Annotated in this window: 15 protein-coding genes; 9 read left to right on the forward strand and 6 right to left on the reverse strand. The window is 64.6% G+C overall.

From position 1 onward, the window contains the following. The first annotated feature begins 4 nt into the window (after positions 1-4). Positions 5-907, forward strand: coding sequence for an amidohydrolase family protein (locus K288_RS45510; RefSeq protein ID WP_051334537.1), 903 nt, complete (start codon positions 5-7; stop codon positions 905-907). After that, positions 904-1,890 (forward strand): tripartite tricarboxylate transporter substrate binding protein, encoded by a 987-nt coding sequence (locus tag K288_RS0114560; RefSeq protein WP_027580224.1) that lies wholly within the window; start codon positions 904-906, stop codon positions 1,888-1,890. Before K288_RS45510 ends, K288_RS0114560 begins: the two co-directional genes overlap by 4 nt. A gap of 218 nt (positions 1,891-2,108) precedes the next feature. Here the strand turns inward: K288_RS0114560 and K288_RS0114565 are convergent, their stop codons facing one another. After that, on the reverse strand, positions 2,109-2,363 hold the full coding sequence (locus tag K288_RS0114565; RefSeq protein ID WP_043159870.1) for a hypothetical protein: 255 nt from the start codon (positions 2,361-2,363) through the stop codon (positions 2,109-2,111). A 165-nt stretch (positions 2,364-2,528) separates the two neighbouring features. Here K288_RS0114565 and K288_RS0114570 point away from each other — a divergent pair, with 165 nt between their 5' ends. From K288_RS0114570 to K288_RS0114585, 4 genes are read left to right on the forward strand one after another with little or no spacing between them, the layout of a single operon-like run. Next, a complete protein-coding gene (locus tag K288_RS0114570; RefSeq protein WP_027580226.1) occupies positions 2,529-3,890 on the forward strand; it encodes an FAD-dependent oxidoreductase in 1,362 nt (453 codons plus the stop codon). An 11-nt stretch (positions 3,891-3,901) separates the two neighbouring features. Continuing rightward, the gene (locus tag K288_RS0114575; protein ID WP_027580227.1) at positions 3,902-4,906 is read left to right on the forward strand and encodes an ABC transporter substrate-binding protein; all 1,005 of its coding nucleotides are present in this window, start codon (positions 3,902-3,904) and stop codon (positions 4,904-4,906) included. Then, complete coding sequence (locus K288_RS0114580) at positions 4,906-5,679, forward strand: ABC transporter ATP-binding protein (protein ID WP_027580228.1); 774 nt, start codon at positions 4,906-4,908, stop codon at positions 5,677-5,679. The genes K288_RS0114575 and K288_RS0114580 overlap by 1 nt, the downstream gene beginning before the upstream one ends. After that, on the forward strand, positions 5,672-6,499 hold the full coding sequence (locus K288_RS0114585; protein ID WP_027580229.1) for an ABC transporter permease: 828 nt from the start codon (positions 5,672-5,674) through the stop codon (positions 6,497-6,499). Before K288_RS0114580 ends, K288_RS0114585 begins: the two co-directional genes overlap by 8 nt. Before the next feature lie 106 nt (positions 6,500-6,605). Here K288_RS0114585 and gtdA read toward each other — a convergent pair whose 3' ends face one another. Next, positions 6,606-7,646, reverse strand: coding sequence for a gentisate 1,2-dioxygenase (gtdA, locus tag K288_RS0114590; RefSeq protein ID WP_027580230.1), 1,041 nt, complete (start codon positions 7,644-7,646; stop codon positions 6,606-6,608). Positions 7,647-7,751: 105 nt separating this feature from the next. Between gtdA and maiA the strand changes: the two genes are divergently transcribed. From maiA to K288_RS0114605, 3 genes are read left to right on the forward strand one after another with little or no spacing between them, the layout of a single operon-like run. Next, positions 7,752-8,387, forward strand: coding sequence for a maleylacetoacetate isomerase (gene maiA / locus K288_RS0114595; RefSeq protein ID WP_027580231.1), 636 nt, complete (start codon positions 7,752-7,754; stop codon positions 8,385-8,387). Then, positions 8,374-8,889, forward strand: coding sequence for a MarR family transcriptional regulator (locus K288_RS0114600; protein ID WP_027580232.1), 516 nt, complete (start codon positions 8,374-8,376; stop codon positions 8,887-8,889). Before maiA ends, K288_RS0114600 begins: the two co-directional genes overlap by 14 nt. Beyond that, positions 8,889-10,076: a 3-hydroxybenzoate 6-monooxygenase gene (locus K288_RS0114605; RefSeq protein WP_027580233.1), complete on the forward strand. Its 1,188-nt coding sequence runs from the start codon at positions 8,889-8,891 to the stop codon at positions 10,074-10,076. The genes K288_RS0114600 and K288_RS0114605 overlap by 1 nt, the downstream gene beginning before the upstream one ends. A 67-nt stretch (positions 10,077-10,143) precedes the next feature. On the opposite strand, the gene K288_RS0114610 is transcribed toward K288_RS0114605, so the two are convergent. From K288_RS0114610 to K288_RS0114625, 4 genes are all read right to left on the reverse strand, one after another. Further along, positions 10,144-11,094 (reverse strand): glycosyltransferase family 9 protein, encoded by a 951-nt coding sequence (locus tag K288_RS0114610; RefSeq protein ID WP_027580234.1) that lies wholly within the window; start codon positions 11,092-11,094, stop codon positions 10,144-10,146. Positions 11,095-11,325: 231 nt separating this feature from the next. Continuing rightward, complete coding sequence (locus K288_RS0114615) at positions 11,326-12,936, reverse strand: benzoate-CoA ligase family protein (RefSeq protein ID WP_027580235.1); 1,611 nt, start codon at positions 12,934-12,936, stop codon at positions 11,326-11,328. Then, positions 12,933-14,075, reverse strand: coding sequence for an FAD-dependent monooxygenase (locus K288_RS0114620; RefSeq protein WP_027580236.1), 1,143 nt, complete (start codon positions 14,073-14,075; stop codon positions 12,933-12,935). The genes K288_RS0114615 and K288_RS0114620 overlap by 4 nt, the downstream gene beginning before the upstream one ends. 116 nt (positions 14,076-14,191) lie before the next feature. Further along, on the reverse strand, positions 14,192-14,980 hold the full coding sequence (locus K288_RS0114625) for a cysteine rich repeat-containing protein (protein WP_027580237.1): 789 nt from the start codon (positions 14,978-14,980) through the stop codon (positions 14,192-14,194). Between the last annotated feature and the right edge of the window lie 32 nt (positions 14,981-15,012).

A 15,012-nucleotide genomic window follows, 5' to 3' on the forward strand; every position in this document is an offset into this window, starting at 1 on the left:
GGCGTTGATCACGGACTCGCAGGTTCATCTCTGGGAAGCGCATCGGCCCGATCGGCCGTGGCCGGCCGAGCAGATCGGCAAGCCGTCTTTCGTCGCCGTCCCAGGCGCGCGGCCACATCGTCCCGAGCCGTTGGGCGCGGATGAATTGATCGGGATGATGGACCGCACCGGCATCGACCGCGCGGTGATCGTGCCGCCGTCGCCGGTCGGCGATTCCAACGATACGGCGCTCGAAGCCGCGCAACGGTTTCCCGAGCGGTTCGCGGTGATGGGCCGTTTCAATCCGGATGCAGCCGGCGCCCGCGAGCGCCTGCAGACCTGGCTCGATCAGCCGGGGATGCTCGGCATCCGCATGACCTTCTACAAGCCGCAATGGGCGAGGTGGCTGGTGCCCGGCACCATCGAATGGTTCTGGTCGGACTGCCAGCGCCTGGGCATTCCGCTGATGGCGCTCGCTCCCGGTCTGCTCAAGGAGACCGCCGCGCTCGCGGAACGCTATCCCGGCCTTACCATCATCCTCGATCACATGGCGCGGCAGAGCGCGCTGCGCGATGACGCCTGTTTCGCCGATCTCGACGAATTGCTCGCGCTGGCGCGGTTTCCGAACATCGCGATCAAGGCGAGCTCGCTGCCGTGCTACACGGACAGCGGCTATCCGTTCGCCAGCCTGGATCCTTATCTGCGGCGAACTTTCGAGGCCTTCGGCGCCGATCGCATCATGTGGGGATCCGATCTCACGCGCCTGCCGTGCTCCTATCTCGAATGCCTCGACCACATGCAGCGCGAACTTCCGTTCCTGACCGATGACGATCGCCGGCAGGTGCTCGGCGGCACCGCCGCCGCGCTGCTGCGTTGGCCCGAGGCGGGAGGCGCGACACCGAAAACTTCAACAGAGGCACGCCCGTGACCAACCAGATCAACCGACGCACCGCTTTGTCACTGCTCGCGGGGACAGCGCTGCTTCCCGGCCTGCCCCGGATGGCTCTCGCGGCCGGTTATCCCGAGCGCCCGATCCATGTCGCGGTGCCGTTCTCGGCGGGCGGCGCGGTCGATATCGTCGCGCGCACCGTGATGCAGCAGGCCGGCCCGCAGCTCGGCCAGCCGATCGTGATCGAGAACCGGCCCGGCGCCAGCGGCAACATCGCGACCGGCTTCGTCGCCAAATCAGATCCTGACGGTTACAACGTGCTGATCGCCGCCAACAACCTCGCGACCAATGAGGCACTGTTTGACAGCCTTCCCTTCAATGCGGAGAAGGACCTCGAGCCGGTCGCGCTGGTCGGCTACTCGCCCCTGATCCTGGTGGTGCAGCCGCAATTCGAGGCCAAGACGGTCAAGGACATCGTCGATATGGCCAAGGCGGCGCCGGACAAGCTCACCTTTGCCTCCGCCGGCACCGGCACTTCGGGCCATCTCGCGGCGGAGATCTTCAAGCAGGTGACCGGCATCCAGGCGCTGCACGTGCCGTACAAAGGCGGCGCGCAGGCGATGGTCGACATCATCGCCGGCCGCGTCTCGTTCATGTTCGTCGATCCCGTGCAGGGCATGCCGCAGATTCGCGCCAACCAGCTTCGGGCGGTCGCGGTCAGCTCGCGCGAGCGGCTGGTGCTGCTGCCCGAAATTCCGACGGTCACCGAGGCTGGATTCCCTGGCGTCGAGGCCACCGTCTGGTGGGGCTTCCTGGTTCCGGCCGGCACGCCCAAGGAGATCGTGGCGCGGCTGAACAAGGAGATCGACCTTGCGCTCGGCGATCAGAAGGTGAAGGACAGCCTTCGCGAGATGGGCGCCGTGGTCAAAGGCGGCTCGCCCGAGGATTTCCGCGCCTTCATCAAGTCCGAGACGGAACGCTGGGGCAACATCATCCGTACCGCCAAGATCAAGGCTGAGTAACACCGCGGGTCCGGAGGCGCCCACTTCACCTCGCCCCGCTCGCGGGGAGAGGTCGAAATTCAAGCGCAGCTTGAATTTCGGGTGAGAGGGAGCCTCCGCGAACTCATCTCTCACCGCATCTGCCGAGACAGCCCCTCACCCCAACCCTCTCCCCGTAAGAACGGGGAGGGGGAGCGTCGGCAGCTCTGACGCGCGTGAAGCGGTGCTCGGGCCGCGGCTCAGCAGCCGCGGCAGATGCTGCGCAAGCTCTTGTAGACCTCCTCGTCATCCCGCCGCATCTGCTGCAGCGCTTCCATCGGCTTATTGTCGTAGACCGGCTCCGGCTTGCGTTTGGCCTCGAGCGCCACGGACTGCCGCTCGTAGCAGGCCTCCCGCTCGGCCTTCGCCTGGATGAACCGGCATTGCTCCACCGCCGCTGAAGCGGGAGCGACGCCGACCGTGAGCCCGAGGGCGATGAGGATGAGGAGTTTCAATGTCGCCCGTCCTTTACCGGCTTGTTGTCTCAGTTCCGTGAAAGGGGAGCAACATCAACTTTGCGCGCGAGCCATTTCCCGGCGCCGCTTTCTTTGCTAGCCCGTTGTTGCGATAACAAAATCCTTCAGCCCGCCATGTTGGCGGGCCACCTCCGGGAAGCAAACGTGCCAAAGACGATCGAAGAACCCGCACGGCGCGTGCCGATCTATGGCGAATATGAAGTCGCGGTGCTCGGCGGCGGGCCCGCCGGGATTGCGGCCGCGGTGGCCGCGGCGCGTGCCGGGCGGCGCACGCTCCTGATCGAACGCTACGGCTTCCTCGGCGGCATGGGCACGGCGGCGGGTGTGACCAATTTTTGCGGGCTCCATGCCAACGTCCATGGGCAAGCGCATCGGGTGGTGCAGGGCATCGCCTCCGACCTGCTTGCTCGTATCGACCACTTCGGCGGCCTGAACAAGCCGCATCTGATCCTCGGCCAAATCCTGGCGCAGGCCTATGACACCGCGGCCTACAAGATCGCGGCCGATGATCTCCTGGCGAGCCACAAGGTCGATATCCTCTTCCATGCGCTCGGCGCCGGCGTGGTGATGGACGATGAGCAGCGCATCGGTGCGCTGATGGTCGAGACCAAGGCTGGCCGTCAGGCGGTATTGGCAAGCATCTTCATCGATTGCTCCGGCGATGGCGATCTCGCTGCCTGGGCCGGCGCGCCGTACGAGGTTGGCGATATCAATGGCAGCATGCTCTATCCATCCATGATGTTCCGTCTCAACGGCATCGATCCGGAGAAAGCCGGTGACGCGTGGCGGACGATCCCGGCGCTGATGGAAAAGGCTGAGGCCGCCGGCACCCACAAGTTTCCGCGCAAGGCCGCGATCGTGCGGCCGCAGCGCTCGCCGGTTGAATGGCGCGTCAACTTCACCCAGCTCGCGCGCGAGGACGGCACCGCCGTCAACGGCCTCGAACCCGACGACCTCACCCGCGGCGAGATCGACGGCCGCCGCCAGGCGATCCAGGCATTCGAATTCCTGCGCACGGTGCCGGGCTTCGAGAACTCCTACATCGTCGACCTGCCACCGCAACTCGGCATCCGCGAAACGAGACGCGTGGTCGGTGGCTACAAGCTCAGCGGCGAGGATGTGCTCGGCTGCGCCTCGTTCGACGATTCCATCGGCGTCAATGGCTGGCCGATCGAGGCGCATGTCGCAGGCGACGTCATCTTCAAGTTCCCGCCGATCCCGGAATCGCGCGGCTTCAACGAGCTGCCCTATCGCATGCTGGTGCCTGAACGCATCGACAATCTCCTTATCGCCGGGCGCTGCGCCTCGATGACCCATGAGGGACAGTCGGCGGCGCGGGTCTCCGGCGCCTGCTTTGCGATGGGAGAGGCGGCAGGCTCGGCCGCCGCGCTCGCGCTGTCGGGCAATACCAGGCCGCGCGACATCGCGGTAGAACGACTGCAGCAGGGGCTGAAAGAGCAGGGCGCCTTCATCGGGCGCGACCAGCAAGTCCCTGCCGGATTGTGAGGAGAAGGTGGATGAAGGGTTTTGTGCGGCTCGCGCTTGCGGGCCTGCTGGCACTGACGGCGAGCGGGATCGCGCATGCCGATGAGCCGCTGAAGGCCAAGGTCGGCGTGCTCCGGCTGTCGTCCTCGGCGCCGGTGTTCATCGCGCAGGACAAGGGCCATTTCCGCGAGGCCGGGCTCGATGTCGAACTGAAATTCTTCGACGCCGCGCAACCGATCGCGGTCGCCACCACCTCGGGCGATGTCGATTTCGGCGTCACCGCCTTCACGGCCGGGCTCTACAATCTCGCCGGCAAGGGCACGCTGAAGGTAATCGGCGGTATGAGCCGCGAGAAGGCCGGCTATCCCCTGATCGGCTATTTCGCCAGCAACAATGCCTATGCAGCCGGGCTGAAGACGCCGAAGGACCTTGCGGGCAAGCGCGTGGCGGTGACGCAGGTCGGCTCGAGCTTTCACTATTCGCTCGGCCTGCTCGCCGACAAATATGGCTTCAAGCTTTCGGACGTGAAGGTGGTGCCGCTGCAATCGCTCTCGAACGCGGCCGCGGCGTTGAAAGGCGAGACCGTCGATGCGGCGCTGCTGCCGGTCTCGACCGCGCGCCCGCTGATGGAAACGAATGGCGCCAAGTTCCTCGGCTGGGTCGGTGACGAGACGCCGTGGCAGCTCGGCGCTGTGTTCGCGTCGCCCAAGACGCTTTCGAACAAGCCGCTGGTGACGAAATTGCTTGCAGCCTTGGTGAAGGCCGACCGCGAATATCACGATGTGATCCTGGCCGTGATGAAGGATGGCAAGGTGCCGATCAACGAAAAGACAAAACCGCTGCTCGACATCATCGCCAAGTACACCAACCTGCCGGTCGAGCAGGTGGTCGGCAATTGCGCCTATATCGATCCGGACGGCAAGCTCGACGTCAAGAACGTCGCCAACCAGATTGGCTGGCTGCAGGAGCAGGGCTTTGTCGACAAGGGGTTTGACGCGGATGCGATCATCGCAAAGGACTATGTGAAGCCGGATTGATGGACCTGATCGCCGACCATATCAGCCACCGCTTCGACGCGCTCGACGTGCTCGACGACGTCTCGTTCACGGTGCGCGCGGGCGAGGTGGTCGCGATTGTCGGGCCGTCAGGCTGCGGCAAGAGCACGCTGCTCTCGATCCTCGGCGGCCTGTTGCGGCCAACTGGCGGTGCGGCCGAGTTGCGCGGCGCGCCTCCAAAAGACAGTCTCAATCCGCTGACCTTCGTGTTCCAGGATTTTGCACTGCTGCCCTGGTGCACGGTGGAGGAAAACGTCGCGTTCCCGCTTGAGCATACGGCGCTAGGTGCAGCGGAGCGCCGCCGCATTGTCGAGGATGCGCTGCGCCGCACCGGGCTCTCGGATTTTCGTGGCGCCTATCCGAAGCAGCTCTCCGGCGGCATGCGCCAGCGCGTCGGCATCGCACGGGCGCTGGCCGTGAAGCCGGCGATCCTTTTGATGGACGAGCCGCTGTCGGCGTTGGATTCGCAGACCCGCGAACTGCTGATGGAGGATTTCGTCCGCCTGCTCGCCGACGGTGCTATGGGTGCGGTCTATGTCACGCATAATCTGGAGGAGGCGGTGCGGCTTGCGGACCGCATCGTGGTGCTGTCGCGTCGGCCCGGGCGCATCCGAAAAGTCGTGCCTGTTACGATGACGCGCAGCGAGCGCGGCGACAGGAACGCGCGCGAAAAGTTGCTGGCGTTGCAGGACGAGCTGTGGTCGCTGATCCGCGAAGAAGCGATCGATGCCGAGCGCGAGGTCCAGCATGCTTGAGCGCGCGCCAGCAGAGACGCCGTCCGATATCGACACCAAGCCGCGGCCGGTCGAATTTCGCGGCGCCGGCTTCATGCCGAGCACGGGCCGCGCGTCGGGCTGGGTCGCGCTCGCGCTCGTCATCGCCGTGTGGCAACTGGCGGGCAGCGCCGAATGGGTCAATCCGCTCTTCCTGCCGGCGCCATCGGCGATCGCGGTGGCCACCTACAAGCTCGCGATGTCTGGCGCGCTCTGGCAGCATCTCGGCTGGTCGGTGATGCGGATCGGCACCGGCTGGCTGCTTGGCACGGTAGCTGGCGTCATCATTGGTTTCGCGATCGGCCTGTCGACGCTGGCGCGCGGCGTCGGCATCACCTTCATCTCGGCGCTGTTTCCGATCCCGAAGATCGCGCTGCTGCCGCTGTTGATCCTCTGGCTCGGGATCGGGGAAGAGCCCAAGATCGCGACCATTGCATTGGGCGTGTTTTTCTCGACCGCGATATCGGTCTATAGCGGTGTCGATGCGGTGCCGCGCAATTTGATCCGGATGGCGCAGAGCTTCAACGTGCCCTTCCATGCCATCGTGCGCCGCGTGATCTGGCCGGGCGCGCTGCCTTCGATTCTCGCCGGCTTCCGCATCACCGCCTCGGTCGCGCTGTTATTGGTGGTGAGCGCCGAGATGATCGGCGCGCAGTATGGCATCGGCGCTTTCGTGCTGCAGGCCGGCAACCTGATGCAGACCGATCAGCTACTCGCCGGCGTCGTGATCCTGTCGCTGTTCGGATTGGCGGTAGGGAAGTTGATCAATCTGCTCGAGGCAAAGCTGCTGCACTGGCGGTGACGCCAGGATTTGTAGGTGGGCAAAGCGAAGCGTGCCCACCATCACGAGCGGAGTGCTTGAAGGTGGGCACGCTGCGCTTTGCCCACCCTACGATTCCCGCTAATCCTCACGCATTGCCGCGGTCTTCGCGGAACAGGTCGAGCTTCTGCTGCACGGGGCGGTCCGAGAAGCTGAACAGCACTGAATCCACATCCGCCTCGTGCGTGACCCAGTGCCAGCTCGGCACCACGAACAGGTCGCGCGGGCCCCATTCGAAGATCTGCTCGCCGATCCTGGTGCGGCCCTTGCCCTCGATTGCGGCGAACACGGTGGCATCCGTTGAGCGATAACGCGCGGTCTTGAAGCCCTTGGGGACGAGCTGGATAAACGTGCCGATGGTCGGCATTGCATAGTCGCCGGTCTCGGGATTGGAGAATTTCAGCTTCAGGCCGTGGCAAGCGTCCCATTCATCGCGCGCCTTGGCCTGCTCCAGCGCCTCGCGGGTGTAGCTGTAGGGATAGTTGAAGATCGGTGACGTCTTCGAGGTGCGCTTCTGGTCGACCGGCAGCAGATTATGGCCATAGCGCGCAAAACTGTCGCCCGAAGGTTTTGTGATCTGCTGTTGATCCTCCTTCGCGCCCTCCGCGAATGAGGCGTCGAAGAACTGCACCATGGGGATGTCGAGCCCATCGAGCCAGAACATCGGCTCGCTGGTGTCGTTGGAATGATCGTGCCAGGTCATCGACGGCGTGATCACGAAATCGCCTGGCGACATCGCGGTGCGCTCGCCGTCGACGGAGGTATAGGCGCCCTTGCCTTCGAGCACGAAGCGCAGCGCCGATTGGCTGTGGCGATGCGCAGGGGCGATATCGCCGGGCACCACCATCTGCACGCCGGCGAACAGCGACGTCGTGATCTTCGATTGTCCGCGCAGGCCAGGGTTTTCCAGGACCAGCACGCGCCGCTCGGCTTCCTTGGCCGTGATCAGCTTGCCCGCCTCGTTCATGTAGTCACGGATCTGGTCAAACTTCCAGAGGTGCGGCCGGCAGGCGCTTCGCGGCTCAGGCGTGATCAGATCGTTCATCACGTTCCAGAGCGCCGAAAGGTTCTCGCCGTCGATCTTCTTGTAGAACGCCTCGCGCTCCGGCGTCTTCTGCACCGCTTCCATGGCAGGCCTCCCGTCCATTTCTGTCTCGTTCGTTGATTGACAGCATACTGACAATATGGCTAGCGTCAACTCAAAGCAAAGTCAGAAAACACCAGGGAGGTTCCGATGAAGCTGCACGGTTACTTCCGCAGCAGCGCGTCCTATCGGGTGCGGATCGCGCTGAACCTGAAAGGGCTCACCGTTGAGCACCTGCCGCATCACCTTCGCAAAGGCGAACAATGCGCTCCCGCCTATCTCGCCATCAATCCGCAAGGGCTGGTGCCGACATTGGAAAGCGACGCCGGCGCGATCCTGACCCAGTCGCTCGCCATCATCGAATGGCTCGACGAGGCCAATCCCGAACCGCCGCTATTGCCGAAGGATTCGCTGCAGCGCGCAAAAGTTCGCGCCTTCGCGCAGGCCATCGCCTGCGACACCCATCCGGTGCAGAATCTGAAAGTGCTGGCGCGGCTGCGGCAGCTTGGCCTGTCGGAAGACAAGGTGACGGAGTGGGCGGCCTGGGCCAACCGCGAAGGGCTTTCGGCCTGCGAGACATTGGCGGCGGGCGAAGCCGGACCGTTCTGCTTTGGCTCTGTGCCGACGCTGGCTGATCTGTGCCTGGTGCCGCAGCTTGCCAATGCGCGGCGCTTCGGCGTCGATGTCACCGCTTTCCCGCGGCTGCTCAAGGCGGAAGCTGCGGCCAAGGCAATGAAGGCGTTTGCCGACGCCGCTCCGGACAAGCAAGTCGATGCCGAACAATAACAAGCAAACCCTGATCACCATGGACGCGGTCTATACCGCGCCCGGCTATCTATTCCGGCGGATGCAGCAGATCGCGGTTTCGATCTTCATCGAGGAGTGCAGGCCGTTCGACCTGACGCCGGTGCAATATGCGGCGCTGATCGCGATCCACACTCATCCTGGCATCGATGCGACGCGGCTGTCCGCCGTGATCGCGTTCGATCGCTCCACGCTCGGCAACGTGATCGAGCGGCTGCAGACCAAGGGTCTGATCGAGCGGAAGCCCGATTCCGAGGACAAGCGCGTCAAGCTGCTCACCATAACGAAGCCGGGCGCTTCGCTGCTGCGCGAGATCATGCCCGCCGTCGACCGCGCGCAGGCGCGGATGCTGCAGCCGCTCAAGCCTGCCGACCGCAAGACGCTGATGGCGCTGCTCGCGCAGCTTGTCGATCTCAACAACGAGGCCTCGCGCGTGCCGCTGCGTGCCGAGGACGCCCTTGAACATCTCGGGAAAGCGGGCTGATGGCAAAGCACAACTTGCCAGTCCTGATCGCAGGCGGCGGCATCGGCGGCCTTGCCACAGCGCTCGGGCTTGCGCAGAAGGGTATCCGTTCGATTCTATTGGAGAAGGCCGCCACGCTCGGCGAGATCGGCGCCGGCATCCAGCTCGGCCCGAACGCATTCCACGCCTTCGATTATCTCGGTGTCGGCGAGGCGGCGCGGCGCATGGCCGTCTATATCGACCAGCTCCGCCTGATGGATGCGCTTACCGCCGAAGAGATCACCCACGTCGACCTGCGCGAGCCGTTCCGTGTCAGGTTCGGCAATCCCTACGCCGTGGTGCATCGCGGCGATCTTCATGGCGTATTCCTGCGCGCCTGCCGCGAGCACGAGCTGATCGAGCTGCGCGTCAGCAGCGAGGTGACCGGCTACGAGCAGGACGGCGCTTCGGTCACCGCGCAGCTCGCCAATGGCGAGCGCGTCACCGGCCGGCTCCTGGTCGGCGCCGATGGCTTATGGTCGAACATCCGCAAGCAGGTCACAGCGGACGGGCCGCCGCGCGTGTCCGGCCACACCACCTACCGCTCGGTGATCCCGACCGAGCAGATGCCGGAGGATCTGCGCTGGAACGCGGCGACGCTGTGGGCTGGGCCGAAATGCCACATCGTGCATTATCCGCTGTCGGACTGGAAGGTGTTCAACCTCGTCGTCACCTACCACAACGACGCGCCGGAGCCGGTCGCGGGAAGGCCGGTTAGCGATGAAGAGGTGATGCAGGGCTTTCGGCATGTCCATGCGCGTGCGCAAAGCATCATTCGTCACGGCAAGAATTGGCGGCTCTGGGTGTTGTGCGACCGCGATCCGAACGAGCGCTGGGTCGACGGCCGCGTCGTGCTGCTTGGCGATGCCGCGCATCCGATGCTGCAATATTTCGCGCAAGGCGCCTGCCAGGCGATGGAGGATGCGGTGTGCTTGTCGCACATGCTGTCGCATCATGACGACCACGCAGTGGCGCTCGAGCATTACCGCGCACAACGCTTCCCGCGCACAGCGCGGGTGCAGCTTTTGTCGCGCGCGATCGGCGAGCACATCTATCACCCCGCCGGCGACCACGCCCGCTTCCGCAACGCCATCATGGGTGCGAAGACCTCGGAGGATTACTACCAGGATCTCGCCTGGCTCTACGGCGGCACGGGATTGGGAACATGATCCTCTCGCCTTGCTCGCCGTCGCCGTCCCGGACGCCAAATGGTCCCTCACTTCCTGGACAGCTGGATCAGCCTCTGCTCGCGAAACGGCCGAGCGCCTGATCCACAGCGAGATCGAGCCACTTGAGATCGTCGCCGTCGAAAAACCAGCTGGCTCTTGCCAGCGCATAATCGCGCGGGTCTCGTGCGAACTCGATGCCGCGCGGCAATCGGGTAGGCAATTCCAACGACACAGTGCGCGGATAGTCACGCACGCGCCATTCGGGTCGATGGGTCGGAAAGAATGCCAGGCACCCTACGCCGAACGCGTCAGCCAGATGCACCATCCCGGTGTCAGTCGAGATCATCCATCGTGCGTGACGGACCACGCTGCATAGATCATCGAGGCTAGCGCACGGCTCCAGATGGATGACGCTGCTGCTGAGCGCATCGGGGACGGCACCTTGCGTCACGACGGGCCCAAACGTTAGCATTCGTCGGAGGATATGCGCGTGGATCTCGTCCGGCATGTCGCGCAGTCGCATTGATGCCTTCGGGCAGACCAAAGTATAGCCGCTTGGCAACGCAGGCCGCTTGGTTTTGACTCGCGATGCGAGCCAGCTATTCCGCCGCCAACCTGCCGGCACCCGTTCGGGCGCCACCCCCAGGCGCTGCAGGAAGAAATCGATCATAGCCTTGCGCTGGAACTCCGGATCGAAGGCAAAGTCGCGGATGTCGATCACGCGCGCGGAGGGATCACCCAGATCAAACGGTCGATCAGGCGTGGCAAACTCCCAGGGAAGCATCCTGATGTCGGCGAAGTCGGCAGCGGCATGGACGGATTCGACCATGCCTGGGAGGCCGGGAAGCCGGAACAACAATGGTCGCGGTGGCACGGCGCCAACTCGGATCGCCAAATGGAGCGCCTGCAGGCCGACGATCGCATCGCCCATCGCGCGTCCGAATCCGTTCAGGATCGCGACATTGGCCGGCGCAGTCATTCTAGCGGGAATCTGCAGGATGGCCTTCGTCGCCGACATTGTCCGCCTGTCTGGACCGCGCTCATTGCGAATCTCGCAACGGCAGTCACCGTTCGGACCGTGGCTCAGAGCTGTTACGCGACTGCGTCGCGATCAGCGAATTCGATTACGGTTGTAACCAAGGCAAATGCGATCACCACGTGTTCTCACCATCAAGACTTAGTTCTCGAGCAGTATCACGGATCGACGATCGTGCCCCAGGGGATAGGTGCTCAGTCGCGCAAGCGGATGTCACATCCTCATCACGGCCTGCCGGTCGATCTTGCCCGTTCCGGTCTTCGGCAGTTCGTCGATGAACCTGATCTCGCGCGGATATTTGTAGGGCAGCAGCTTTGCCTTCACGTAGTCCTGCAGCCGCTTCGCCGTCTCCTCCGCATCGAACGCACGGTCGTTCATCACCACCACCGCCTTTAGCGTCATGCGCCTATCAGGCAGTTCGGCGGCGAAGACGGCGCATTCGCGGACGTCAGGATGATCGGCGAGGCAGAGCTCGACCTCCAGCGGGTAGACCCATTGGCCTGATATCTTGATCAGGTCGTCGGCACGGCCACGGAAGAAGTGGAAGCCGTCGCTGTCGCGGACGAAGCGGTCGCCGGTGTAGATCCAGCCGCCCTCGCGCACGGTCTCGGCGGTCTTGTCGGGACGGTTCCAGTACAGCGGCGTATTGGAATCGCCGCGCACCCACAGAATGCCTTCCTCATTGTCGGCGACCTCGCGGCCGTCCTTGTCGCGCAGCAGGATTTCGTAGCCGGGGACGCGCACGCCTGCGGCGCCCAGCTTCTTTTTGTCGGCGCGGTTGCAGAGATAGATGTGCAGCACCTCGGTCGAGCCGAGGCCTTCGATGATCTCGAGCCCGGTCAGCGACTTCCAGCCGTTGAAGACGTCGGCCGAAAGCACCTCCGCGGCCGAGATCGCCATGCGCAGCGAAGAGAAATCGGCCTGAGCCGCACCATCGGCCTTGGTCAGCGAGGTGTAGAGCGTCGGCAGGCCGAAGAACACGGTCGGACGATACTGCTCGATCGCCGCGAAGATCGACGCCGGCTTCGGCTGGCCGGGCAAGAGCAATGTGGCGGCGCCGACCGAGAAGGGGAAGGTGATGGAATTGCCGAAGCCATAGGCGAAGAAAATCTTCGGCACCGAGAAACAGATATCGCCTGATGTCAGCTTCAGCACATTGCGGGAAAACGCCTGCTCGCTATAGGCCATGTCGTGGTGCAGATGCACGATGCCCTTGGGCCGGCCGGTGGAGCCGGAGGAGTACATCCAGAACGCCATCTCGTTGCGGTGGGTGTCGGCCTCAGAGACCTCGGTGGGAAAGCGCGGCAACCATTCATCGGCCAGGAGTGCCTGCGGGACGGCATGTTCGCCAGCCGCACCATTGACCACGATCAGTGTCTTCAGCGGCGTGTCCTTGCAGGCCTCAGTGTTGAAGCGCGGGCAGAACTCGGCGTCGGCAACCGCGACTGTCGCACTCGCGTCCGAAAGATAGAACTGAAGAAGGTCCGGTGGCGTCAGCGTGTTGATCAGAAGCGGCACGAAGCCGGCGCTGATAGCGCCGAAGAACGCGGCCGGATAGGCCGGGGTATCGTCGAGGAACAGCAGGATGCGGTCGCCGCGTTTCAGGCCCAGCGAAGCGAAGCCGTGGCTCCACCGCGCGGCCTCGGCACAGAGCTCGCGGTAGGTCCGCGTTCCCGCCGGACCGGTCAGCGCCGTCAGGTCGCCACGGCCCTGCGCCAGATTGTCGAACAGGATGCGGCTCGCGTTGTAGCGCTCGGGGAGCGCAAAGCCGATCTCGCGCGCACCCGGACTGTCCGATGGTACCTGGTCGGCGATCTCGTTCATGACTTGCCCCTCGACGCCTCGTAGCTTGCCATGAAGTTCGGCGACATCGCGCGCAGCCGCGCGTCGTCAATCCGTCCCGAACGGGTGATGTAGCTGAAGGCAAAATCCATCGGGTCGAGCTTCATATGCTCGGGGAATTTCTCGTACCAGTCGGCGCTGGTGCGCGCGGCGGTCACCAGCTTCTTCACGATCGGCTTGCGTTCGGCCTCGTAGCGGCACAGCGCCGTGGAGACGTGCGCTTCGGCTTCGAGTGCTTTCGTCAGCGCGATCGCATCCTCGATCGCAAGGCGGGTGCCGGAGCCGATCGAGAAATGCGCCGAGTGCAGGGCGTCGCCGATCAGCACCATGTTCTTGAACGACCAGTGCTCGTTCCAGATCCACGGGAAATTGCGCCACAGCGATTTGTTCGAAATCAGCGGCTGGCCGCCGAGCGTCTCCGCAAACACTTCCTCACAAACGGCCTTGGAGTGCTCGGCGTCCCTGTTGGCAAAGCCGTAGGCGTGCCAGGTGGCGCGGTCGCACTCGACCAGGAACGTGCTCATGGTCGGCGAATAGCGATAGTGGTGGGCGTTGAAGGCCCCGCGTTCGGTCTTGACGAAGGTCTGCGACAGCGTCTCGAACCGCTTCGCCGTGCCGTACCAGACGAACTTGTTCGACGAATAGGACAGCGAGGTTCCGAAATCGCCCTCAAAGCTCCGGCGCACCAGCGAGTTCAGCCCGTCCGCGGCGACGATCAGGTCATAACCTTGTTGGAGCCCTTGGAGGGCGTCGACCGACTGGATCGCGCTGTCGAACTGCGCGGTGACGCCGACCGAGCGGACGCGCTCCTGCAGCAGCGAGAGCAGCGCAAGCCGGCCGATCGAGGAGAAGCCGACGCCGTCGATCTCGACGCTCTCCCCGCGCAGGTTGAGAGTGATGTTCTTCCAGCTTTCCATGTTCGGCGCGATGGCGTCGACCGTATCGGGGTCGTCGGTGCGCAGGAATTCCAGCGCCTGGTCCGAGAACACGACGCCGAAGCCCCAGGTGGCACCGGCCGGGTTCTGCTCGAACAAGTCGACGATCGCGTCCGGATGTCGCCGCTTCCAGAGATAGGCGAAATAGAGGCCGCCGGGACCTCCGCCGATCACGGCGATGCGCACGATATTCCTCCCGATTGACAGTGTACTTATGATTTTGCGCGCAGACTATCCGCGCAACGTGCGCTGCGCCACTGGAAACTTTGCCTTGCGGCGAGTAGCCGGCCGGTCGCGGCGGCTCACCGCGCCGCGAACTGTCCCAGCACTTCCTTGCAGGCTGGCGACAGCGACGCGGCGTTGGTGGCGAGGCACTGCGCGATCCGGCCGCCTCCCGGCGCAACGCCGCCGCACAGCGAGCGTACGTCGGCGCCGCAGGCCGACCGCACGACGAGCAGTTCTTCGCGCGGCCGCAAGGGCCGCAGCACGATCCCTGCCGCAGGCGCCGCCGCCGGTGCGGCAGCCGCAGCAGTGGAGCCGCCGCCTGCCGCGGGCGCCGCGCCGCCGCTCGCGGCCGCAACCGCTTCACCGCAAGGAGGCGAGAGCCTCGCCTTGTTCTTCACGAGGCATTGCAGCGCGGGGGCGCCGCCGGTCGGCACGCCAGGACAGAACTTCTGATAGTCGGAGCGGCAGGCGCTGCGCATCGCAGTAACCTGCACCTCGCTCGGCTTGGCCTGCGTGCCCGCCGCTTTCGGTTTCGCTGCGGTGGCTGCCGCCGGCGTCTCGGTCTTGGCCGGAGCTGCGTCGGGCTTGGGTGCCGTCTCCGCCTTTGGCGCGGCTGGTGCTTCCGCCGCGCGCACCGCGCTGGCGCAGCCCGCTGATAGACTCGACATGTTCTTCTGCAGGCATTGCAGCGAAGCTTCGCCGCCGGGCGGAATGCTGGAGCAATGCGCCATGTAATCGCTGCGGCATTGCGACTTGATCGCTTCACGCTGCGCCTCGCTCGGCGCCTGTGCGAGCGCAGCGGTTGCAAACAGCACGACGGAAAATGGCAGGGCGCGCCCGCATGCGCGCTTCAACGTCTCGATCATGTAAGCAAACCCTTTGTTGCCGACGGAAGCCG

The sequence above is a fragment of the Bradyrhizobium sp. Ai1a-2 genome (assembly GCF_000426245.1).
Classification (GTDB): Bacteria; Pseudomonadota; Alphaproteobacteria; order Rhizobiales; family Xanthobacteraceae; genus Bradyrhizobium.

Coding starts and splice junctions, on each gene's coding strand:
- K288_RS0114575 (WP_027580227.1), top strand. CDS start 3,902: ATGAAGGGTTTTGTGCGGCTCGCGCTTGCGGGCCTGCTGGCACTGACG.
- K288_RS0114580 (WP_027580228.1), top strand. CDS start 4,906: ATGGACCTGATCGCCGACCATATCAGCCACCGCTTCGACGCGCTCGAC.
- K288_RS0114585 (WP_027580229.1), top strand. CDS start 5,672: ATGCTTGAGCGCGCGCCAGCAGAGACGCCGTCCGATATCGACACCAAG.
- gtdA (WP_027580230.1), bottom strand. CDS start 7,646: ATGGAAGCGGTGCAGAAGACGCCGGAGCGCGAGGCGTTCTACAAGAAG.
- maiA (WP_027580231.1), top strand. CDS start 7,752: ATGAAGCTGCACGGTTACTTCCGCAGCAGCGCGTCCTATCGGGTGCGG.
- K288_RS0114600 (WP_027580232.1), top strand. CDS start 8,374: ATGCCGAACAATAACAAGCAAACCCTGATCACCATGGACGCGGTCTAT.
- K288_RS0114605 (WP_027580233.1), top strand. CDS start 8,889: ATGGCAAAGCACAACTTGCCAGTCCTGATCGCAGGCGGCGGCATCGGC.
- K288_RS0114610 (WP_027580234.1), bottom strand. CDS start 11,094: ATGTCGGCGACGAAGGCCATCCTGCAGATTCCCGCTAGAATGACTGCG.
- K288_RS0114615 (WP_027580235.1), bottom strand. CDS start 12,936: ATGAACGAGATCGCCGACCAGGTACCATCGGACAGTCCGGGTGCGCGC.
- K288_RS0114625 (WP_027580237.1), bottom strand. CDS start 14,980: ATGATCGAGACGTTGAAGCGCGCATGCGGGCGCGCCCTGCCATTTTCC.